Genomic DNA, 21,253 nt, shown 5'->3' with positions numbered 1-21,253 from the left:
GAATATACGGCTGTTTAAAACAGCTGTCTAGTACGGTTGTGTAAAACGCTCGTACATGCGCGAGGCCGTCAGTCCTCCTCTGTGTCCTCGGGCTCTCCCTCGACGGGGTTGCCCGTGAGCGTGCTGATCCGCAGACATCCATCCCTGCCGAACATCTCGATCAGCTGCGACAGATGGGCGCGCGCCGCACTGCGTCCGGAGGACTCCTCGCCGGTCACCCGTGCCCCTTTGTGGTGAGGCGGGCCCACACGACCTTGCCCCAGCGCCGTTCGTCGGTGCCCCAGTCGGCGGCCAGCGCCGCCACGAGACGCAGGCCGCGCCCGCCCTCTCCGTCGCCGTCCTCCTCGCGCCGCACCGGCCGGACTCGGGAGAGATCCGCGACGGACACGCGAACGGTGCTCCGGGCGGTGTGCTCCACGGCCACGCGGATGGTTTCGCGCCGGGCGTGCCGGACGGCGTTGGACACCAGCTCGGAGACGATCAGCGCGCCTTCTTCGGCCAGGTCGTCCAGACACCATGCGGCGCATGCGGCACGCACCAGCCGACGGGCGGTCGCGGCGCTCCGGGGCTCGCGCGGCAGTGTCTCGCTGTAGCCGGGGTGGCCTGTCGGCCTGGGAGTGGTGGTCACGGTCATCTGGGCCCCTCGTCGGTGAGTGGGAGGCGCGGTACGCCCCCGGCGGGGGTGCGGGGGCGTACCACTTCGACCGGCCGCCACTTTTGCCCGGTGACGGCCTGTCGTCCAGTGAATGACGGACTGTGACAGGCTGCGAGGAAAATCCGTGCCCGTGTACAGCGGCGGCAACCGGAAATTTCGGGCTCGCTCCAGCACCGGAGTTCCTCCCCGTCGCTACCGTGAACCCGTGGAAGCGAACCGGCGCTTAGCAGACGCGCTCACGGAAGCGAACCTGACCCAGGCTGAGTTGGCGGATGCCGTGAACGACTATCTCCGGTCACTCGGCAGGGAAGGCACCGTCAGCGACCGGACCGTGCGCCACTGGCTGACCGGAAAGACCCGATGGCCTCACCCTCGGCAGCGCGAAGCGCTGGAGGCAGTATTCGGCTGTACCGCCGAGGACCTGGGCTTCAGATCCCCGGCGGGCAGACGCAGCCCTACGAGGACGGAGGACCCCGTGCGCCGAAGGAACTTCCTCACCGCTGTCGGGGGGACGGCCGCGGCAGTACCCCTGGTCGCCGCCCGGCCGTACTCGGTCGGCACCACGGATGTGATCCGGTTGCGCAGCGGCCTGGACACCCTGACGGCCCTGGACGCCTCCAGAGGCGGGCACGAGGCACTGGAGCGGTCCGCCCTCGCGGGCGCCGCCGAGGCACTGGACCTCCAGAAGCGGGCCGCTTCCCAGCGTATTCGGCAGCGCCTCTTCAGCGTGGCCGCGAACTACACCGCCTCCGCCGCCTGGTCGGCGGTGGACGCCCGCCGCAGTGGCCGCGCGCTGGGCCACCTGAACCGTGCGCTGTACCTGGCCGGCATGGCGAAGGACCCGGTGGCGGAACTGCGCGTATGGAACTCGCACGCCATGCTCGCTCTGCATCGTGGCGAGTACGCGCACGCTGTGGACGCGGGCCAGGCCGCCCAGGCGACCGCCGTCACCCGCCGAGACCCCTTGTTCGCCTCCCTCGCCCATGCCCGCACGGCCATTGGGCACTCCAGCACCGGGGACCGGCGGGGAGCGCTGCGATCCCTGGGGCACGCGGAAGACGCCCTCGCGAAGGCGGACCCGGCTGAGCTCCGGCCGTCCTGGGTGGCCTTCTACGGACCGGCGGAACTGCTCGCCATCACCGCCATCGTCAGGGACGGGCTCGGGGACGTGGCGGACGCGGAAGCGGCTTCCCATCGCGCCCTCGCCGCGCTTCCGGAGCAGTACCGGCGCAACCGCGCGCTGGCCACGCTGCAACTCGCTCTGGCGCAGCTCCACCAGCGGGACGTGGACCAGGCGTGCGCCACGACGGAGAGAGTGTTCGCGCTGATGCAGGGCAACGCCTTGCCGGGCCGGATGCGGTCCTACCTCGGGGACTTTCTCCGTGACTTGATCACTCTGGCGCCGCACTCCACAACTGCGCGAGAGTGGGAAGACCGATACCGATCTGAATGGAGCCAGGTTCGATGACCGGTGCCCTGGAGCTGCGCCAGTACGGCCACGACGATCTGCCGGAGATCCGGCAGACGCTGATCGACGTGCACGCGGATGTGCACGCCGACCGGATGGCGGACGACGAGTTCCGGCAGAAGTTCCCCTGGTTCGTGGATCACTGGGGCGGCAACCCCGGCTTCTCGTGCGTGATCGCCCATGACGGCGACGAGGTGGTGGGTTTTGCGTACGGCGCCCGGGGAGCGGAGGGCCGGGAATGGTGGCGGGAGCACCTGAACCCCGCGCCGGAGAACCCGCGCACCTTCCACTTCTCCGAGCTGATGGTGCGCGAGCGGTGGCGGAAGACGGGCGTTGCCGAACGGCTGCACCGCGCGCTCATGGAGGCCCGGGACGATGGCCTGGCGGCGCTGCTGGTGGACGTGACGCATCCGAGGGTCCAAGCCCTGTACGAGACCTGGGGCTACCGCAAGGTGGGCGAGGACCAGCCGTTCCCCGACTCCCCGGTGTACGCGGTGATGATCGTGGATCTGCCGCTGTAGCGGGCGGGTCGTGCCGCTGGCCCGTTCAAGCCGCAGCGGATGCGAGTCGTGTGGGTTCGTAGGATCTGAGGCTGCGTGCCGGATCGTCCGTGGAGCCAGGGAGGGGTGCTGGGATTGGGCAGTGTGGGGACAGCGCGGCTGCGGATCAGTAGTGGCGGTGAGGCCGGGCTGGAGCTGATCGTGGAGCCCTGGGCGGAGACGTACCAGATGCTTCCGAAACAGACGTGGGTCGTTGTGACCCACTCACCGGCGGCGGATGGTCGCTGGTCCGGGACTCTGCGTGGGGACGAACCCTTTCAGGTGGATCATCAACCCGAATCGGTGAGGGTGTGGGTCAACGGCAACTGCTTTCACCTCAACGACGCGGAGGAGAACACGATCGACTCGGCCGACTGGCACTGCCCCGCTCGGGGTTCTGTCTCCTGAATCGGAAGGCGGCGGCGTCGGGCTCCTACGAGTGAGGCCCTGTACTACGCGTCGTAGTACAGGGCCTCACCTGTTGTCTGTGCGCCGCCAGGGACTCGAACCCCGGACCCGCTGATTAAGAGTCAGCTGCTCTAACCAACTGAGCTAGCGGCGCCTGCTGACTCGAAAATAATACCTGGTCCCGAGGGGTGCTGATGACACGTGCCCGTCGGCCCCGGGGAAGGGGGCTACAGGGCCAGCGAGAGCAGGACCGGGGCCGCGCGGCGGTTCAGGGTCTCGGCCGCCGCGCGCAGCCGGTGGGCGTGTTCGACCGGGAGGGAGAGTGCGAGGCAGCCGGCGGACGATCCGGCCGTCAGCGGTACGGCGGCGCAGACCGTGCCCACCGCGTACTCCTGGAGGTCGAGGACCGGGACCGTGGCCGGCTGGGCGTCGAGCTTGGAGAAGAGGACCTTCTCGCTGGTGATGGTCCGGGAGGTCAGGCGGGCTATTTTGTGGCGGGAGAGGTGGTCGCGCCGCCCGTTCTGGTCCAGCTGGGTCAGCAGGCACTTGCCGATCGCCGAGGCGTGGCCCGTGGAGCGGAAGTCGACCCACTCGTTGACCGCGGGGGTGCGCGGGCCGTCGGCGTACTGCGTGACGCGGATCTCGCCGTCCACGTAGCGGCTGATGTAGACGGCGGCGCCCACCGAGTCGCGCAGCTGGGCGAGGGTCTGCTGGAGTCTGGCCTCCAGGGCCTGGCGGCGGGCGGCGCCGGAGCCCAGGAGGAGGAGCGAGGCGCCGATGACGTAGGCGCCGTCGGTGATCTGCTCGACGTAGCCCTCGCGGCGCAGGGTCAGGAGCAGGGAGGCGAGATGGCCGGTCGGCAGACCGGTCTCGCGGGAGATCTGGGTGTCCGTGACCCCGTTGCCGTGCTTGGAGACCGTTTCGAGGACGCGCAGGGCGTACTGCACCGAGTGGAACGGTGCGGTCGGTTCGGGCTTCAACGCCACGGTGTCCCCCTACCAGGTTGTGACCGCAAGCTCTGGCTCCACGATAGCCGCCAAGGGGCCGCTCGGGGGCGGGTGTTGGCGACTGATCGGTGCGCCCCGGCGCCACTGGCTGGGGCGCACCCGTCTGGCATATGCCAGAGTCATCGGCGAGCGGTGGATGCCGAGGTCACAGCACCGCGTTGAGGAATTCGCGCGTGCGTTCGTGCGACGGGTCGGTGAAGATTTTCTCCGGCGGACCCGCCTCCACGACACGCCCGGCGTCGAACATCAGTACCTTTTTGGAGACATCGCGTGCGAAGTTCATCTCGTGCGTCACGCAGACCATCGTGATGTCGGTGTTCCGCGCGATGTCGCCCAGCAGCTCCAGCACCCCGGCCACCAGCTCCGGGTCGAGCGCGGAGGTCACCTCGTCCAGCAGCAGGATCTCCGGCTCCATCGCCAGCGCGCGGGCGATCGCCACCCGCTGCTGCTGACCGCCGGAGAGCTGCGAGGGGTGCGCGTCGGTCTTCCCCGACAGCCCCACCAGCTCCAGCAGCTCCCGGGCACGGGCCTCCGCCCGGTCCCGGTCCATGCCCAGCACGCTGACCGGCGCCTCCGTGATGTTCTGGAGCACCTTCATGTTGGGGAACAGGTTGAACTGCTGGAAGACCATGCCGATCTTCTTCCGCGCCTCGCGCAGATGCTTCTCGGACGCGGGCTTCAGCGAGCCGTCCGGGGCCCGCATGTGCGAGAGCGGTTCGCCGCCGATCCGGATCACCCCGCCGCTGACCTTCTCCAGCGTCATCAGCAGCCGCAGGATCGTGGTCTTGCCCGAGCCGCTGGGCCCGATCAGGGTGACGTGCTCGCCGCGCTCGACCGTGAAGTCCAGCTCGTCGAGCACCACATGGTCGCCGTACCGCTTGACGACCTTGTCGAAGCGGATCAGCGGCTGGGCCGCGACGGCGTCCTCGGGGGCCGTGGCCGCCGTCTTCTGCAGGGGGAGGGGCTCAGTGGCCAAGGCGCTTCTCCAGTTTTCTCATCAGCAGCGAGGTGGGGTAGCTCGCGACCAGGAAGATCAGGCCGGCGAGGGTGAACACCTCGGTGTAGGCGAAGTGGTCGCCGCCGTACTTCCGGGCCTCGAAGACCATCTCCTGCACCGTGATCACGGCGAGGAACGGGGTCTCCTTGAACATCGAGATCGCGTAGTTCCCGAGCGCGGGCAGCACCTTGCGCACCGCCTGCGGCAGGATCACCGCCTGCCAGGTCCGCCGGGCCGGCAGCGACAGGGCGCGGCAGGCCTCCCACTGCCCCTTTGGCACCGCGTCGATCCCCGCCCGGTACACCTCCGAGGTGTACGCGGCGTAGTGGATGCCCAGCACCACGATGCCGACCGTCAGCGGCTCCACCGAGGTGAACAGCGCCGCCGCGCCGACCAGCTGCACCAGCAGCGGGGTGGAGCGGACGAACTCCGTCACCGCCTTCACCGGCACCGTCACGAAGCGGGTCGGCGCCCGCCCGGCGACCGCGATCGCCAGCCCGAGCACCGCGGCGACCAGCGTCCCGAGGACGGTGGCCAGCAGGGTGACCTCGAAACCGTCGAGGAGCAGCGGCAGCGCGTCCCGCGCCGCGCCCCAGTCGAATCCCTCGTTCACCGGGCACCTCCGGAGGCCGGGGCGGTCACGGCGCTGCGGGACTTCAGCAGGCCGCCCCCGCCGGTGTCCAGGCCGAGCCGCCGCTTGGCCGACCGCTCCAGCAGGTTCATCAGCAGCGTCAGCGCGTACGCCAGCACGAAGTAGCAGACGAGCAGCGTCCCGTAGGCGGCGAGCGTCTCACCGGTGCGGCTGCGCAGCTGCTCGATCGCGGTCATCAGATCGGCCGCCGAGATCAGCCAGAGCAGCGGTGTGCACTTCAGCAGCTGGATCAGCAGATTGGTGAAGGACGGGATCATCTGCACCCACGCCTGGGGCAGGATCACCTTGCGCATCCGGTGCAGCGGCGTCATGTTGAGCGCCACCGCCGCCTCGTACTGCGCACGCGGTACGGAGTTGATCGCGCCGCGCACCACCTCGGCGCCGTAGGCACCGTAGTTGAGCCCGAACGCGACGACCCCGCAGAGCAGCGGCGTCAGCTCGTACCCCGTCAGCAGCGGCATCGCGTAGTAGAGCCAGAACAGCTGGACGTACAGCGAGGTGCCGCGGAAGAACTCCACGACCACCCGGGACACGCCGCGCACCGCGATCAGCCCGCTGACCGACATCAGGCCGAGCGCGAAGGCGAGCACCAGGGCCGTCAGGGCGCCCAGGACGGTGGCCTCCAGGGTCACCCACAGGCCCGAGCGGAGCTGGGGCAGATCGTCGGCGAGGGCGGAGAAGAAATCACTCATGCGGTGGGTTCCGTCCCTGTCAGCCCTTGCAGAGGTCGGCCGTCTTCAGGGTGGCCGGCGGGAGTTCGGTGGCTCCGAAGCCGTAGTCCTGGAGCAGCTGCACATAGCGGGACTTGTCCGAGACGATCTTCTTCAGCTCGCGGTTGAAGGCGTCCCGCAGCTCCTCGTTGCCCTTGCGGAAGACGGCGCCGCCGGGGCTGTACTGCTTGACCCCGTCCAGCTCCGGCAGGAAGGCCTCGGTGACCTCGGTCTCCGGGTTGGTCTTCGCCAGCCAGCGCAGCGAGATGCCGGTCAGCAGGAAGGCGTCGACCCGGCCGCCCTTCACCGCGTCGGCCCCGTCCTGCGGCTTCTGGAGGGTCTTGATCTTCCCCTTGGATATGCCGGCGCCCTCGGCGTACGAGCCCTCGACCGCACCGGCCATGACGCCGACGGTGATCCCGGCGGCCTTCGCCGAGGCCAGATCGGTGATCTTCTCCGGGTTGCCCTTCTTCACCATCATCGCGGTGGGGGAGATGAACTCCGGCTCGGAGAACAGGGCGTTGGCGCAGCGCTCCGGCGTGATCGCCATACCGGCGCTGACCACGTCGTACTTCCCGGCCTGGAGGCCGGGGATCAGGCCGTCCCAGTCGGAGAGCGTCGGCTTCAGCTCGTCGACCCCGAGGGCCTTGAAGATCTCCCGGTGCAGCGCGGGCGCCTCGCCCTTCAGCTCCTTGCCCTCCATGTAGCCGTACGGCGCCTCGTTGGCGTACGCGACCCGGACGTAGCCCTGGTCGCGGAGCTTGTCGAGCGCCCCCTTCCCGTCCGCCGAGCCGGAGTCGGTCTTGCTGCACGCGGTGAGCAGCCCGGGGACGACGAGCAGACCTCCCACGGCGGCCGATCGGTTGAGAAAGCCCCGGCGGGACAGGTTCGGGAAGTCAGCCATGTTCGCAATCTCCTGAAGGGGTCGCACAGTCCGGACAGGGTTGGCGCCTGCCCGATCCCGTACGTCTATGCAGGAAACCCGGTCATGTAATCGAACGGTGGCCGGAGGGTGACCTTCCCGTGTCCGAATTCCGGGTGTCCGGTGCCGGGGTCACGGACCCGGTGTGTAGCCGAGCACCGGGTCCACCGGATGCGGCAACTCCTCGCCGGCCGCCCACTGTTCGTACAGCGCGACGAACTGCTCGGCCAGCCGGTCGGACCGGCCCGCCACCGCCCCGGCCCGGCGGGGCGTCACGAGCAGCCCCGGCACCTCCGCCGGAGCGCCGGCCGGCCCGTCGAGCGCCGCCCCCGCGATCCACCGGTCGCGCACCGCGGCGGCCAGCTCGTCCTCGGCCACCGAGGCCGCGCTGCCGACGTTGACGAACACGGCCGAGGGCTGCATCAGCCCGAAGAACCGCCGGTCGAACAGGCCCCGGGTGAGCGGCGTCGGCGGCAGGGCGGCGACCACCCCGTCCGCGGCCGCGGCCAGCCGGTCCAGATCGTCCATGCCGTGGATGGTCCGCCGCGCCGTGCGCCCCACCAGCGCCACCTCCACCCCGAGCGCCATCAGCAGCCGGGCCGTCTCGCGCCCGACCGGACCGGCCCCGACGACCACCGCGCGCGAACCGGCCAGCAGCACCGGCGTACGGCCCCGCCGACTCTCCCGCGAACCGGGGAAGTCCTGGGCGAAGGCCAGCAGCAGCCCGGCCACGTACTCCGCGACCGGCCGCTCGAAGACGCCCCGCGCCCGGGTCAGCACCGTCCCGCCCGCCGCCAGCTCCGGGCAGACCACCCGGTCCACGTCGGGGCCCGCCACATGCACCCAGGCCGGACGCCGCCCGGACCCGGGCCAGGCCGTGCGCACCGCGTCGGAGCCGGTGTCCCAGACCAGCAGCGCATCGGCGTCCGGCAGCGCCGCGGCCAGCCCGGCGCCGTCGGTGCGCCGGACGCGCACCCGGCCCGTCAGCGCGCCGAGCCGGGGCGGCGGATCGGCGTCCAGGACGAGCAGAACGGGCTGCTCCGGCATCGGGCGGTTCCTCCGCGTCGGCCGAGACGGACGGTCCTTCCACGCTCGCAGCAGCCCCCCGGCCCGTCAACCGGCCGCGACCTCATCCGGCGCGTCCCCGCACCGGATGCGAGGAATACTGGAACCGAGGCGGGGAACGCGGCCGGAATGCCGCGGTCCGCCCCGTCTCGTCCGGACCGTGCCGCACCGGACAGGAAGGGTGGACATGACGACCGTCGGATTCCTCTACCCGGGCCAGGGTGCGCAGGACGACTTCCCGCGCCTGGAGATCCTCCTCGACAGCACCATCAGACTCGTCGTCCACCGCACCGGGTGCCCCGACGACGCCTACCGCGAGGACGCCCTGCGCGCCCTGGGCGCCACCGGGCTGCTCCTCCCCGGGATCGAGGAGCTCCAGCGCTCCGGGGTGCAGTCCGTCGTCTGGGCGTGCGACGCGGGCAGCTTCCTGTACGGGCGGCAGGGCGCCCACGACCAGGTGATGGCCGTCGCCCGCGCGGCGGGCGTCCCCGCCTCCAGCACCTCGATCGGCTTCGTCCACGCCGTACGGAAACTGGGCGTCGCCCGGGTCGCGGTCGCCGCCACCTACCCCGAGGAGATCGCCGCGGGCTTCACCGCGTTCCTCGGCGAGGCGGGTGTGGAGGTGGTCGCCACGCACGCGGCGGGCGCGGCGTCCGCCGCCGAGGTCGCGGAGTGGGGCCCGGAGCGGGTGGCGGAGCTGGCCGCGGCGGCGGACCGGCCGGAGGCCGAAGCGGTCCTGCTGCCGGACACCGCCCTGCACACCGTCGGCTCGCTCCCCGCGCTGGAGGAGGCCCTGGGCAAACCGGTCCTCACGGCCAACCAGGTCGCGGCCCGGGAGGCCCTGCGGCTGGCCGACCGCCCCGCCTGGGCGCCCCGGCTCGGCGCCCTGTTCGCGGGCCGCGAGGCCGCCCCGGCGCCCGTGACCCCCACCCGGCGGCGGGCGTACGCGCACACCCGGCGGCCCTGACCCGGAACGGCGCGGCCGGGGCCAGGAATAAGGGGCCAGGAATAAACGGAGTCATCCTCCTGTTGGCGTTCTCCGGACCGGAAGCAACGACGCGAGCACCACCGGAGAGGCCAGGACGTGGACGAGACCCGAGGCGACGAGATCCGTGGCGAGGCGCGGGGGACGGCGCCCGTACCCCTGTCCGTACTGGACCTGGTGACGGTCGGGAAGGGCCGCACCGCGAGCCAGGCCCTGCGCACCGGCGTGGAGATCGCCCGGCTCGCCGAGTCCCGCGGCTACCACCGCTACTGGGTCGCCGAGCACCACTCCATGCCCGGGGTCGCCTCCTCCTCGCCGGCCGTGATCCTCGCCCACACCGCCGCCCGCACCGAGCGCATCCGGCTCGGCTCCGGCGGCGTCATGCTGCCCAACCACGCCCCGCTCGTCATCGCCGAGCAGTTCGGCACGCTGGAGGCCATGGCCCCCGGCCGCATCGACCTCGGCCTGGGCCGCGCGCCCGGCACCGACGGCGCCACGGCCGCCGCCCTGCGCCGCACCGACCGGCTGAACGAGGGCGCGGACGACTTCCCGCAGCAGCTCATGGAGCTGACCCGGTTCCTCGACGACGACTTCCCCGACGGCCACCCCTACGCCCGGATCCACGCCGTCCCCGGCCCGGTCCAGGCCACCGGTGACGGCGGCGTCCAGTCGCCGTCCCGCCCGCCGCTCTGGCTGCTCGGCTCCTCCGGCTTCAGCGCCCGGCTGGCCGGACTGCTCGGGCTGCCCTTCGCCTTCGCCCACCACTTCTCGGCGCAGAACACCGTGCCCGCCCTGGAGCTGTACCGCGAGTCCTTCAAGCCCTCGGCGGTCCTGGACGAGCCGTACGCCCTGATCGGGGTCGCCGCGCTGGCCGCCGAGGACGAGGCGGAGGCCCGCCGCGAGGTGCTGACCGGCGCCCTGTCGATGCTCCGGCTGCGCTCAGGGCGGCCCGGCCTGGTCCCGACGCCCGAGGAGGCGGAGGCGTACGCCTTCTCCCCGATGGAGCGCGAGTTCGTCGACAGCTGGCTCGTCAACATCGTCCACGGCACCCCGGACGAGGTCCGCACCGGCCTCGACGACCTGGTCAAGCGGACCGGCGCCGACGAGCTGATGATCACCGCCAACGCGCACGGCGGCGAGGCCCGGCTCCGCAGCTACGGCCTGATCGCGGACGCCTACGGGATGCCCGGGGCCTGAGCGCCGGAGTCCGCGGACGCCCCGGGGCCGGGGCCGCTCACGGGCTGCCCGGGGCCCGGGTCACGGCCCGCGCGCCGATCAGTTCCGTGATGCGCTCCGGGGCGACCGCGCGGGAGTACAGCCAGCCCTGACCGGTGTCGCAGCCGATCCGGCGCAGCCGCTCCGCCTGGCCCGCCGTCTCCACGCACTCCGCGGTGACGGTGAGGCCGAGGCGGTGGGCCAGCTGCACCATCGCCTCCACGATCGTCTCGTCGGCGGGGGTGGGATGCGTGCCGTCCTCGTAGCGGAAGCCCCGCACGAAGGCGCCGTCCAGCTTCAGCGCGGAGACCGGCAGCCGGCTCAGATAGGCGAGGTTGGAGTAGCCGGTGCCGAAGTCGTCGATGGCGATCCGCACGCCCATGTCGCTGAGGGACTGGAGGGCCCGCAGCGGCCGGCCCGCCGAGCCCATCACCGCCGACTCGGTCAGCTCCAGCTGGAGCAGCGAGGGGTCCAGACCGGTCTCGGCGAGGATCTCCGCCACATCGGTGACCAGGTCGGAGTCCCAGACCTGGCGTACGGCGACATTGACGCTGATGAAGAGCGGCGGCTCGTCCGGGTGGGCGAGCTGCCAGGCCCTGGCCTGCCGGCAGGCCGCGCGCAGCACCCACCGCCCCAGCTGCACGATCGAACCGTCCTCCTCGGCGATCGCGACGAACCGATTCGGCGCGAGCAGACCGAACTGCGGGTGGTTCCAGCGCACCAGCGCCTCCACCCCGCGCACCACCCCGTCGGCCATCCCGACCAGCGGCTGGTACTCCACGGTGAACTCCCCGCGCTCCACGGCGGGGCGGAGCGTGGAGGAGAGCGCCTGGCGGGTCATGCGGTGGGCGTTGCGCTCGGGGTCGAACAGGGTCCAGCGCGCCTTGCCGTCGGCCTTCGCCCAGTAGAGCGTGGTGTCGGCGGCCTGCATCAGCCCGGTGGCCGAGGTGCCCGTCACCGGACGCTCCACCACACCGATCGAGGCGGAGACCGCGAGCCGCTGGCCGGCCAGGTCGAAGGGCTGCTGGAGGGCGCCGAGCAGGGTGCGCGCCAGTTCGGTCAACTGCCGGGTGCCGGTCGACTCCTCGACCAGGACGGCGAACTCGTCGCCGCCCAGCCGGGCCACCAGATGCGGACCGAGCGCGTGCTCCCCGCCCCGGGCGGCGCAGTCGGTGAGCCGGGCGGCCACGGCGGCCAGCAGCCGGTCGCCGGTGCGGTGGCCCAGGGTGTCGTTGACCGCCTTGAAGCCGTCCAGATCGAGGTAGCAGAGCCCGATCCGGCCGGTGTCGTCCCGGTACGGACCCGGCCCCAGGACCGCCGAGAGCCGTTCGAAGAACAGCGTCCGGTTGGGCAGCCGGGTCACCGGGTCGTGCATCTGGAGGTGGCGCAATCGTTTGCGCAGTTCGCGACGGTCGCTGACGTCGGCCACGGACATCAGGACCTGGCCGGGGCCCGCCGCCGCGTCCGCCCGGTCCGGGGGAGCGGCCATCGGCACGACGGTGATCTCCGCCCACAGGGAACGTCCGTCGGGGTGCTTGAGGCGGCGGGTGCAGCGGAAGCGGGAGCGGCGGCCGTGCAGCACCTCGCGGTACGCGTGCCAGGTGCGGCCGTCCGCGCCGAGGTCGACCAGGTCCGAGGCCGACTGCGCGGTCAGGGCCGCCGCACCGGTCCCGGCCAGCGCGCCCAGCGCCTCGTTGGCGGTGACGATCAGTCCCTCGTGGTCCACCACGGCCATCGGGAGCGTCGCGGCCCGGAAGGCCGCCCGGTAGTCGTGCGCCTCGGCGGCCGGACCGGCACACCGCCACGCCTCGTCACGTTCCGTGACCGTATGGGGTGGGGACGAGGGGGTCGTGCCTGCCGGGGGCCTGGGCCCCTCGGAGGTTCCGCTCACCGTTCGCTCCCGCCGTGCAGTTCTGTCCCGGACGCCTCCGGCCGGACCGGCCCGCCGCGTGGAACGCCGTTGTCAGGGGCGCGGACCGCGCGGGAAAGCGAGGTGAAGCATAGAGGCTGGTGCCTCGGCCGTTCCAGCGCCCCGACGGTCCGGGGCCGCTTCCCCCGCGCACGGCCCAGGACGGCACCCATCCGCTTTGTCCGCGACTGACTCTTTCTGCGCGGCTCTGTTCTTCCGCGTTGCTCCGGTGATCGATTGTGACTGTACGTGAGCATGGTGGGTGCTCCGGTGGCTGACCCGAGTGGGGCAGCCCAACAGGACGTACCTCTCGAACCGCCCCAAGGTGGTGACCAGGCCGCTGGAGTCCGCACCCGCACCGGAGGTAGATGTGCCGCGTCAGTACGGGCCCCGAAGGGTGGAGAGACCCACCCCGCGCGCGCTCGCCGCCGGACTGATCTCCCTCCTCGCGGTCGCCGCCACCTCGCTCGTGGCCGGCCCCGCCTCCGCCGCCACCGGCACCGCCGAACCCTGCGCCCTGCCCCGCACCGACGCCCACCACTCCCTCGGCCTGGACGACTGGAACGGCGCCTACCCGCGCCCCGACCGCGCCCTCGACGCGGTGATGGTCTTCCTCTCGTTCCCCGACTCCCGCCCCCTCACCACCCCCGCCGAACTGGCCGCCGACTACTTCCCGGCCACCACCCGCTTCTTCCAGCGCGCCTCGTACGGGAAGTTCACCCTGCGCCCGCACCCCGAGCGCCGGTGGATCCGGATGCCCCGGCCTTCGTCCGCGTACGGCATACAGCGCGACTGGGCCGACGACCGGCGCAGCGCCTACCTCCGCGACGCGATCGACGCCGCCGACCCGCGGGTCGACTTCTCCCGGTACGACATCGTCTACCTCGTCGCGGACCCGGACGCCCCCGGCGTCGACTCCGACGCCACCAAGGTCGTCAACTTCGACCGGCCGCTGCGCGCCGACGGCAAGGACATCCGGCGCGTGGTCACCGTTTTCGAACACCACCCGCCGGACCACAACGTCCTCGCCCACGAGACCGGCCACGTCTTCGACCTGCCCGACCTCTACCACCGCCCCGCGGACGGCAAGGGCGACTGGGACACCTACGTCGGCGACTGGGACGTCATGGGCAGCCAGTTCGGCCTCGCCCCCGACCTCTTCGGCTGGCACAAGTGGAAGCTGGGCTGGCTCGACGACCGGCAGGTGGTCTGCGTCCAGAGCAGCCGGGTGCTCACCCTGGAACCGATGTCCTCCGTGCCCGTCCGCGGCGCCTCCATGGGCACCCGGCTCGCCGTCATCCGGACCGGCGAGGGCAGCGCCGTCGGCATCGAGGCCCGCAGCGCCACCGGCAACGACGGCACCACCTGCTCCGAAGGCGTGCTCCTCTACCGGATCCGGAACGAGACCCCCTCGGGCGGCGGCCCCGTCGACGTCCTCGACACCCACCCCGGCACCGACGCCTGCTGGGACCGCTCCGTCTACCCGCCGCTCGCCGACGCCCCGCTCCGGGTCGGCGAGACCTACTCGGTGCCCGGCGGGCACGCCACGGTCGAGGTGGCCGACCGGACGCCGTCGGGCGCGTGGACCGTACGGATCACCACCGGCACCTGAGGCCGCGGAGGAGGTCCGGACAACGAAGAAGCCCCCCGCTTCCGCGAGGGGCTTCTTCCGTCGGTGCGCCGCCAGGGACTCGAACCCCGGACCCGCTGATTAAGAGTCAGCTGCTCTAACCAACTGAGCTAGCGGCGCCTGCTGACGTCGTAGACCTTAGCACCCTGATCGGCGGGAGGAAAAATCGAAATACGAGGGGGCGGAGCGGGCACCGCGCGGGCCACCCGGACACAGGCCCAGAGCAGCGCGTCCGGCCCCGGGAGCCAAGGGCTGCGGGTGTCCGGGGCGACCAGCCAGCGGGGTCCGGTGTACCCGGGACCGCAGGTCAGGGGCGGGACCGTCACCGCGTCCCCGGCGCCGTGGCAGAGCAGCGGAGGCACCCGCGGGGCGGTGTCCCCGGGGGCCGCCGCCGTCCGCCCGGAGGGCCCGGACGGGCCGCCGCCCCACTCCTCCCAGTCGAGCAGCGAGGGCAGCCGCTGGGCCGTGCCGGGGCTGGCGAAGAGCAGCATCCGGCCCCGGTGCGAGGCGACCGGACCCGAGCCCGGACCGTCCGCCCACAGATGCTCCAGCATCCGCCGCCCGAAGAGCGTCGGCACGTTCACCACGTCGAAGGCGGAGCCGCACGGCAGGACGCCGGGGGCCGAGGGGTGCGACTCCCACTGGGCCAGGGTGCTGCGCGGATACGCGGTGGCCCCGGCCAGCCAGGCGGCACCGGCCGCGGTCACCTGGGCGGTCCGGTTCCCGGCCTGCTCGCGCAGGAGGGCGAAGATGTCCTCGCCGCCGCCCCCGGCGGGGGTGCGGGGGCCGTCGCCGTGATGCAGGGTCGTTTCGTCAGGCAGCCATGCGGTCATGTGCACAGGTCTACCCGGAGTGATCAAGCGGATTCCGAGAGTTGCCGGAAATCGGGACAGGGCGGGGTGCCAGGGGGTATCTTGCGCGGCTGGCATATGCCAGGCGGGTCGACGGGACTACCCGGAGTCATCGGAACGGCCGGTCGGCGGACCGGTCCGGAGCCCCCCGCGCCCCCGCGTCAGGGCCGGCGTTCGTTCAGCAGGCTGCGGCCGAACTCCACCATCTTCACCGCGTAGTCCTCGGTCCACTCCGCCCGCCGCGCGATGTCCGCCGTCGACAGCCGGTCGAAACGGCGCGGATCGGCCAGCTGGGCCGCCGCGATCGCCTGGAACTCCACGGCCCGGTCCGTCGCCGCGCGGAAGGCCAGCGTCAGCTCGGTGGCCCGGCCGAGCAGCTCCTTCGGGTCCTCCATCGACTCCAGGTCGAAGAAGTGCTCCGGATCGGCGACCGCCGCCGACGGCTCGAAGAGCAGCGGTGCGGGGCGCAGCCTCTGCTGCTCGTTCCGCTCGGGTTGTGCCATGGGTGTCGTCCTCCTCCGGTGGCCGGGCGGCCACCCTCCATTGTCCGGGCGGGCGCAAGGGCGCCCGGCGTGCTCACGGCCGCCCGCGCCCCCGCACTCAACACCCCGCCCGCCCCCGGTGTTCCGCCGGACGGGCAGGGGGCCGGTGCGGTGGTCACGGTCGCCAGACCACGCGGTGTTCCGCGAGATGGGCCAGCACCGCGTGATTCGCCTCCCAGCCGTCCGGGGCTGCAGCCGTCGGCCGCCTCCGGCGGCGTGCCGGACTCCGTCCGGCGGTGGGGCGGCGACGGGATCGGCGCGGGACGGGCAGGGGGCCGGTGCGGTGGTCACGGTCGCCAGACCACCCGGTGTTCCGCCAGGTGCGCCAGCACTGCGTGATTCGCCTCCCAGCCGTCCGGGGCTGCAGCCGTCGGCCGCCTCTGGCGGCGTGCCGGACTCCGTCCGGCGGTGGGGCGGCGACGGGATCGGCGCCGGGCGGGCAGGTGGCCGGTGCGGTGGTCACGGTCGCCAGACCACCCGGTGTTCCGCGAGATGCGCCAGCACCGCGTGATTCGCCTCCCAGCCGTCCGGGAACTTGACCGTGACCCCCAGCTGCACCGGCTCCGTGGACGGATGCTCGTCCAGCAGCTCCGCCACGCCCTCCCGGCACACCACGATGCACGCGTGCCGGTGCCGGGACGCCAGCACGCACAGCCGGCCCGTCTCCAGATGGAAAGCGGTGGCGTCCGGGCGCCCGGACAGCGGATGGAGGACCACCGTCACATCGAACTCGCGGCCCTGGAGCCGGTTGGCCGTGTCCACCGCGACGCCGGACACCCCCAACTCGGCGAGGGCCGCGCGCACCGCCGCCGCCTGGTCCCGGTGGGCCGTGCCGACCGCCACCCGGTCCGCCGTCACCGGCGCGGGCACCTCGGAGCGCTCGCTGACCGCGGCCCCGCCCCGGTCGAGCAGCCGGCGCACCACCCCGGCCACCGCCCGGACCGCCTCCGGATCGGTGCGCGGGGTGTGCCGGGCCGGCAGCTCCAGCAGCCCCCAGCCCGACTCCGCCGCCTCGTCCAGCACCCGGTCCGCCGCCGACCCGTCCGACGCCACCCCGAACGACAGCCGCCGGTCCCCGTGGTCCGTACCGCTGCGGAACGGGGTGTACGGGTAGAAGGCGTCCGACACCAGCGGCGCGGCCGAGGCCGGCAGCCGCCAGGACACCGGGAGCCGGTGCTGCGGAAGCTCCGGATTGTGCGCGAGCAGCGTGCTCACCGCACTGGCCGAGGGGTCGTAGCTCAGCCCCGCCCACTGGTCCGCGCCCACGATCGAGAACGGGTCCAGCTGGCCCGGATCACCGACGAACAGCGCCCGCTCGAAGAGCCCGGCCACGGCCAGCAGCGCGTCCGAACGCATCTGGTACGCCTCGTCGACGATCGCGTGCCCCCACGGCTCCACGTTCTTCACATGGGCCCACTTCGCCGCCGTCGAGATGACGACGTCGAGCCCCGCCAGATCCGCCGCCTTCGCCGACTTGCGTACGTTGTCCAGGCCGTCCAGCACCTTGTCGTACGGGTCGGAGTCATTGCTGTGCAGCCGGCCCACCGGCAGCCCCGGGTCCTTCTCCGCCAGCCGCACCACCAGGTCGTCGACCTGCGCGTTGGTCTGCGCCACCACCATCAGCGGCCGGCCGGCCGCGGCCAGCTCCCGCGCGGCCCGCACCACCAGCGTCGACTTGCCGGCCCCCGGCGGGGAGTCCACCACGATGCCCCGGGCGGTCCCGTGCAGCGTGTCCTCCAGGATCCGGGCGGTGGCCAGGTCCGCCGCCGCGCCCGGGTCGAATACGGCCGTCACAGCAGGTCCTCCGGGGTCACGGGGTCGGGGCGCTCGGCGGTGTCGCCGCCCGGCGGGCCGCCGTGGGTCCACGGCGTCTCCTCCGCGTCCGGCAGCTGCGGCCCGCCGCGCTGGTCGTGCTCGAACAGGGTCCAGGCGATGCGCTCACCCGGCCCGGGGACGGACCCCGGCGCCGGCTCCCTGCCCCGGCCCATCCGGTCCAGGATCCGCAGCACCAGCGCGGGCGCGCCGTCCTCGCCGTCCGCCGGGCCGTATCCCGCGAACTCCGCCGTCTGCGGCTTGCCGTCCAGCGTGCGGTAGACCTTCACGCGCTCGCCCAGCTGCGGCCGCTCGTCGGTGCGCACGGTCACCAGCGGGCGCGGCGAGGGCCGCTTGGACTCGCTGTACGCCATCTCCACCGCGGCCACCTCGCCGAGGAACGCCTCGCCCGCCAGCCGCCGGCCGGCCAGCACCAGCGGATCGTCCAGCGCCTCCTGGGCCTCCAGCTGGGCCTGCGCCGTCTCGCGCGCGGCCAGCTTGCGGGCGGCCGTGACCGCGTCGTCCCGGCGCGGCTGCGGCGGCTCACCGGCCCGCACCCGGTCGCGGTGGCTGGTGAACGACCAGCGGTCACGCGTCCAGCGGTCCTCCGCCCCGGCCCCCTCCGGCAGCTCCCGCAGCAGGTCCAGGGCGTGCCACACCGCGTCCCAGGTCGGCCGCATCACCCCGGCCAGCAGCCCCCGGATCTCCCGCTCGGCCGCCGTCAGCTCCGCCAGCCGGGCATCGGCCGCCAGACCGTCCTCGGCCGAGGCCAGCGCCGTGCGCGTCCGGTCGAACCGCTCGATCGCCGGGGCCAGCAGCCGGTTGTCGAAGTCCGGATCGGTGGCCGGACCGGCCGGCGGGCAGAGCAACTGGCCCCCGGCGTCCCTGGCCAGCTCGGCGCGGAACGCGGCCTCGGCCCCCGACTCGCCCGCCGGCGGATCGATCCAGGCCAGCAGGGCGCCCAGATGCTGGTCCTCCAGCGAGGACTGGCCGCTCGCCCAGTGCCGGTTCAGCAGGTCCGTGGCGGCCAGCAGCAGCGAGGAGCCCGGCACCCGGGCCCGCTCCCCGTAGTGCGTCAGCCAGCGGCCCAGCAGCGGCACCCGGACGGGCGCCGGATACGGGGTGTCCGGATCGTCCTCGGCGGTGCGCCGGAACCGCATCGAGCGGCCCAGCAGCCGGACGAACTCGATGCCCGCCCGGCTCGGCACGATCAGCTGCGCCGCGTCCAGGCACAGCTCCGCCTCGACCTTCGTCCGCTTGCCCGTCGCGGGATCCGTCTCGTTCCGCTCGACGGGCTCGACCTCGTCCGCGTACGCCTCGACGGCCGGCAGGACCGCCTCGGCCAGCTCGGCCAGGAAGGAGAAGCGCAGATCCCGGTCGCGCGGCTGGGCCACCGTCAGCAGCCGGGGCGCGTCCCGGTCCGTGCCCACCAGCGCGCCCAGCGGCGCGCCCGCCTCGCCCGCCGTGGTCAGCGGCACCAGCACCAGCGGCCGCTCCACCAGATGCCGGTGGCGGACCGTGGCCGTCGGCTGTGCGCGCCCGCTCTCCACGGCCTCCAGCCGGGCCAGGGTGGTGATCAGCGACATGCCGCACCGCCCTCCAGCGCCTCGGCGCGCAGCGCCGCCGCCCGGCGCAGCGCGGCGACCGTCGGGTCCGCCGGATCGCCCTCCTTGCCCGCGGCGGCGGCCAGCACCCCGCCGACCGTGGTCAGTCCGCCCAGCTCACCGCGGATCCCGCGCCCCAGCGCCTCGACCGCTCCCGCGTCCCGGGCCCGGGACCGGCAGTGGAAGGCCAGCTCGCAGGCGGCCAGGCACTCCGGCGCATAGGCCGCCGCGACCGCGTCGACGGCGGTGCACAGCTCCTGGGGCGAGGACGCGGGGTCGAAGGTGGTGCCCTCGGGGAGGGCGTCGGCGATCTCCTCGATCCGGGTGAGCCGGGTCAGCTGGCGGCGGGTGACCGCGCGCTGCTTGCGGACGTCGACGACGGAGGCGGTGGGCAGATTGGAGAAGTCCTTGGGACAGACCAGCAGCACCCGGTGGTCCACCGACGCCCCGTCGGTCGCGTCCGCGACCCGCTCCAGCGCCAGGACGTAGACGGCGGACTGGCGGGCGGCGGCGCCGACCTTCGCGGCGTCGGCGGAGCCGTCGATCATGGGGAAGGACTTGATCTCGACGACCGTCCAGGTGCCGTCGGGGTGGACCACCACCGCGTCCGGCTCCAGATAGGCGGGGGAGCCCGCCACCTCCAGGGCCAGCATCGGGTGGTCGAGCAGCGTCCAGCCGCCGGAGCCGGTCGCCTCGCGCAGGGCCAGCGCGGTGCGGGCCGCGCGCCCCTCGGGCCCGGCCGCCGCCAGATCGGGCACCGCCACGTCCCGGGGCGGCTCGCCGGGCACCCCGAAGCGGTCGTGCAGCAGCCGCATCAGCTCCGTACCCCCGTCGGCCTTGACGCGGGCCTCGAAGGCGTTGCCCCGCATGAAGGCGAACTGGGACTGGCCGAAGGGGGCCGGGGAGCCGAGGGCGGTGGCGAGGGCGCCCTTGTCGACCCCCGCCCCGTCCAGCAGGGCGCGCCGTCTGCAGCCGGGATTGGCGGCCAGGGCGGCCAGCGCGCGGGCGTCCAGCGGACGCGGCGCGACCGCCGGTCCCCTCAGCTCAGCGAGCCGCCGCCGCAGGGTCGCCGCCGGTGGCCCGTCCGGCTCCGGCGGTGACATCGGCCGGGGCAGCCGGGCCGGTTGCTGCGGTGTCGGCGGGGTCTGCGGAGGAGGTCCGCTGGCCGGGAATTCGCTCACCCGCGGAAGTCTTGCATCCGGCACTGACATCCGGGGCGCCCACCGGCGCGGACACCCGGGCGAAGCGCGCTCCCACCGCCGCCTTGACCCGGTCGGCCAGACGCATGACGGGCCGGGCCAGCAGCGCCCCGACCCCCATCACGGCGGCACCGGCGACGGCGTCGAGGAAGTAGTGGTTGGCGGTGCCCATCACGACGAACACGGTGATCAGCGGGTAGGCGATCCCCGCGGCCCGCAGCAGCGGGTGCTTGGCGTGGCGCCAGAGCAGGATGCCGCACCACAGCGCCCAGCCCACGTGCAGACTCGGCATCGCCGCGTACTGGTTGGTCATGCCCCCCATGCCGCGCGGGGCGCTGGCCTCGGTGCCCCACCAGCCGTACGAGCTGTACTGGGCCATCGTGTCGACGAAGCCGTGCGTGGCGTCCAGCAGCCGCGGCGGGCAGGTCGGCATCAGCGTGAAGCCGATCAGACCGAGCATCGTGGAGGTCATGAGCCAGGTGCGGGCCCGGCGGTAGACGTCGGAGTGGCGCCGGAACAGCCAGATGAGCACGGCCGGGGTGACCACGTAGTGCAGGGAGGCATAGGCGAAGTCCGCCGGTATGCCTATGGAGGCGTGGGCGGTGAAGAGCCGGTTGAGCGGATGCTCGGCGTTGAGGTAGAGGGCCTTCTCCAGGTCCAGGATCCGCAGGCCGTGGTCGACGGCCGTGGACACGTCGCCGCGGACCAGGAGCCGGCCGCCCGAGTAGCACGCGTACACCAGGGCCAGGAGCGGAAGCTCGGTCCACCAGCGGGGCCTGGGGCGCTGCTCGGGCGCGGTGGTGGCAAGCGGCATCCGGAAGCTCTCCATCATGTGTTCATGCGGCCGACGACGGGCGTTCAACCGTACGGTGCACGTCGGCCGCGATTCCCCCGGGGGTGCCGGCGGGCACCCCACAGCTGCTCATTCTGTCTGTGGTCACAGGGACGTCGTGACGGCCCTGCGGGTTGCCTCGCGCACAGGTGCGCGATGATGGAAATCCGGACGTTCCGTTCCCCCGCTCCGCCCGTTCCATCCCGGACGGATCCGTCCCCGTCGAAGTCCAAGATCTCAGATCTCCGCAC

20 protein-coding genes and 2 tRNA genes are annotated in these 21,253 nt (G+C 73.0%); 5 read left to right on the top strand and 17 right to left on the bottom strand.

What is annotated here, in order from left to right:
• Positions 1-68: 68 nt before the first annotated feature.
• Together ACZ4FH_RS08940 and ACZ4FH_RS08935 are read right to left on the bottom strand one after the other, a co-directional pair.
• Entirely contained in the window at positions 69-218 is a 150-nt protein-coding gene (locus tag ACZ4FH_RS08940) for a hypothetical protein (RefSeq protein WP_467303381.1), read from the bottom strand.
• Complete coding sequence (locus ACZ4FH_RS08935; protein ID WP_467303379.1) at positions 215-634, bottom strand: ATP-binding protein; 420 nt, start codon at positions 632-634, stop codon at positions 215-217. The genes ACZ4FH_RS08940 and ACZ4FH_RS08935 overlap by 4 nt, the downstream gene beginning before the upstream one ends.
• 226 nt (positions 635-860) lie before the next feature.
• On the opposite strand from ACZ4FH_RS08935, the gene ACZ4FH_RS08930 reads away from it, so the two are divergent.
• Together ACZ4FH_RS08930 and ACZ4FH_RS08925 are read left to right on the top strand one after the other, a co-directional pair.
• Positions 861-2,123 (top strand): helix-turn-helix transcriptional regulator, encoded by a 1,263-nt coding sequence (locus ACZ4FH_RS08930; protein WP_467303378.1) that lies wholly within the window; start codon positions 861-863, stop codon positions 2,121-2,123.
• Positions 2,120-2,644: a GNAT family N-acetyltransferase gene (locus ACZ4FH_RS08925; RefSeq protein WP_467303377.1), complete on the top strand. Its 525-nt coding sequence runs from the start codon at positions 2,120-2,122 to the stop codon at positions 2,642-2,644. The genes ACZ4FH_RS08930 and ACZ4FH_RS08925 overlap by 4 nt, the downstream gene beginning before the upstream one ends.
• A 506-nt stretch (positions 2,645-3,150) precedes the next feature.
• Here ACZ4FH_RS08925 and ACZ4FH_RS08920 read toward each other — a convergent pair.
• The 7 genes from ACZ4FH_RS08920 to ACZ4FH_RS08890 form a co-directional block, all read right to left on the bottom strand.
• Positions 3,151-3,224, bottom strand: a tRNA-Lys gene (locus ACZ4FH_RS08920).
• 73 nt (positions 3,225-3,297) lie between these two features.
• Entirely contained in the window at positions 3,298-4,056 is a 759-nt protein-coding gene (locus ACZ4FH_RS08915) for an IclR family transcriptional regulator (protein ID WP_467303376.1), read from the bottom strand.
• Positions 4,057-4,222: 166 nt separating this feature from the next.
• A complete protein-coding gene (gene ehuA / locus ACZ4FH_RS08910) occupies positions 4,223-5,053 on the bottom strand; it encodes an ectoine/hydroxyectoine ABC transporter ATP-binding protein EhuA (RefSeq protein WP_467303374.1) in 831 nt (276 codons plus the stop codon).
• Entirely contained in the window at positions 5,043-5,687 is a 645-nt protein-coding gene (gene ehuD / locus ACZ4FH_RS08905) for an ectoine/hydroxyectoine ABC transporter permease subunit EhuD (RefSeq protein ID WP_467303373.1), read from the bottom strand. Before ehuD ends, ehuA begins: the two co-directional genes overlap by 11 nt.
• Entirely contained in the window at positions 5,684-6,418 is a 735-nt protein-coding gene (gene ehuC / locus ACZ4FH_RS08900) for an ectoine/hydroxyectoine ABC transporter permease subunit EhuC (RefSeq protein ID WP_385107810.1), read from the bottom strand. Before ehuC ends, ehuD begins: the two co-directional genes overlap by 4 nt.
• A gap of 19 nt (positions 6,419-6,437) precedes the next feature.
• On the bottom strand, positions 6,438-7,340 hold the full coding sequence (gene ehuB, locus ACZ4FH_RS08895; protein WP_467303370.1) for an ectoine/hydroxyectoine ABC transporter substrate-binding protein EhuB: 903 nt from the start codon (positions 7,338-7,340) through the stop codon (positions 6,438-6,440).
• Positions 7,341-7,490: 150 nt separating this feature from the next.
• On the bottom strand, positions 7,491-8,405 hold the full coding sequence (locus ACZ4FH_RS08890; RefSeq protein ID WP_467303369.1) for an NAD(P)-dependent oxidoreductase: 915 nt from the start codon (positions 8,403-8,405) through the stop codon (positions 7,491-7,493).
• Positions 8,406-8,610: 205 nt separating this feature from the next.
• Between ACZ4FH_RS08890 and ACZ4FH_RS08885 the strand changes: the two genes are divergently transcribed.
• Positions 8,611-9,390, top strand: coding sequence for a maleate cis-trans isomerase family protein (locus tag ACZ4FH_RS08885; protein ID WP_467303367.1), 780 nt, complete (start codon positions 8,611-8,613; stop codon positions 9,388-9,390).
• A gap of 117 nt (positions 9,391-9,507) precedes the next feature.
• Positions 9,508-10,605, top strand: coding sequence for an LLM class flavin-dependent oxidoreductase (locus ACZ4FH_RS08880; protein WP_467303366.1), 1,098 nt, complete (start codon positions 9,508-9,510; stop codon positions 10,603-10,605).
• A gap of 37 nt (positions 10,606-10,642) precedes the next feature.
• Here the strand turns inward: ACZ4FH_RS08880 and ACZ4FH_RS08875 are convergent, their stop codons facing one another.
• Positions 10,643-12,514, bottom strand: a complete 1,872-nt coding sequence (locus ACZ4FH_RS08875; protein ID WP_467303364.1) for a putative bifunctional diguanylate cyclase/phosphodiesterase — start codon at positions 12,512-12,514, stop codon at positions 10,643-10,645.
• A 415-nt stretch (positions 12,515-12,929) separates the two neighbouring features.
• On the opposite strand from ACZ4FH_RS08875, the gene ACZ4FH_RS08870 reads away from it, so the two are divergent.
• Positions 12,930-14,144 carry a M6 family metalloprotease domain-containing protein gene (locus ACZ4FH_RS08870; protein ID WP_467303363.1) on the top strand — a complete coding sequence of 405 codons (1,215 nt, stop codon included), beginning with the start codon at positions 12,930-12,932 and terminating at the stop codon, positions 14,142-14,144.
• A 64-nt stretch (positions 14,145-14,208) separates the two neighbouring features.
• Here ACZ4FH_RS08870 and ACZ4FH_RS08865 read toward each other — a convergent pair.
• The 7 genes from ACZ4FH_RS08865 to ACZ4FH_RS08835 form a co-directional block, all read right to left on the bottom strand.
• Positions 14,209-14,282 (bottom strand) — tRNA-Lys (locus ACZ4FH_RS08865).
• Entirely contained in the window at positions 14,273-14,995 is a 723-nt protein-coding gene (locus ACZ4FH_RS08860; protein ID WP_467303362.1) for a bifunctional DNA primase/polymerase, read from the bottom strand. Before ACZ4FH_RS08860 ends, ACZ4FH_RS08865 begins: the two co-directional genes overlap by 10 nt.
• 179 nt (positions 14,996-15,174) lie before the next feature.
• Positions 15,175-15,516, bottom strand: a complete 342-nt coding sequence (locus ACZ4FH_RS08855; protein ID WP_383640531.1) for a hypothetical protein — start codon at positions 15,514-15,516, stop codon at positions 15,175-15,177.
• 498 nt (positions 15,517-16,014) lie between these two features.
• Entirely contained in the window at positions 16,015-17,349 is a 1,335-nt protein-coding gene (locus ACZ4FH_RS08850; protein ID WP_467303360.1) for an AAA family ATPase, read from the bottom strand.
• Positions 17,346-18,953: a hypothetical protein gene (locus ACZ4FH_RS08845; protein WP_467303358.1), complete on the bottom strand. Its 1,608-nt coding sequence runs from the start codon at positions 18,951-18,953 to the stop codon at positions 17,346-17,348. The genes ACZ4FH_RS08850 and ACZ4FH_RS08845 overlap by 4 nt, the downstream gene beginning before the upstream one ends.
• Positions 18,944-20,074, bottom strand: a complete 1,131-nt coding sequence (locus ACZ4FH_RS08840) for a hypothetical protein (RefSeq protein WP_467303357.1) — start codon at positions 20,072-20,074, stop codon at positions 18,944-18,946. The genes ACZ4FH_RS08845 and ACZ4FH_RS08840 overlap by 10 nt, the downstream gene beginning before the upstream one ends.
• On the bottom strand, positions 20,016-20,984 hold the full coding sequence (locus ACZ4FH_RS08835) for a phosphatase PAP2 family protein (protein ID WP_467303355.1): 969 nt from the start codon (positions 20,982-20,984) through the stop codon (positions 20,016-20,018). Before ACZ4FH_RS08835 ends, ACZ4FH_RS08840 begins: the two co-directional genes overlap by 59 nt.
• Positions 20,985-21,253: the final 269 nt, after the last annotated feature.

The sequence above is a fragment of the Streptomyces sp. NPDC024555 genome, from assembly GCF_055559335.1.
The sequence above is the reverse complement of the archived record's forward strand: the minus strand, read 5'-3'. Positions and strand labels throughout refer to the sequence as shown.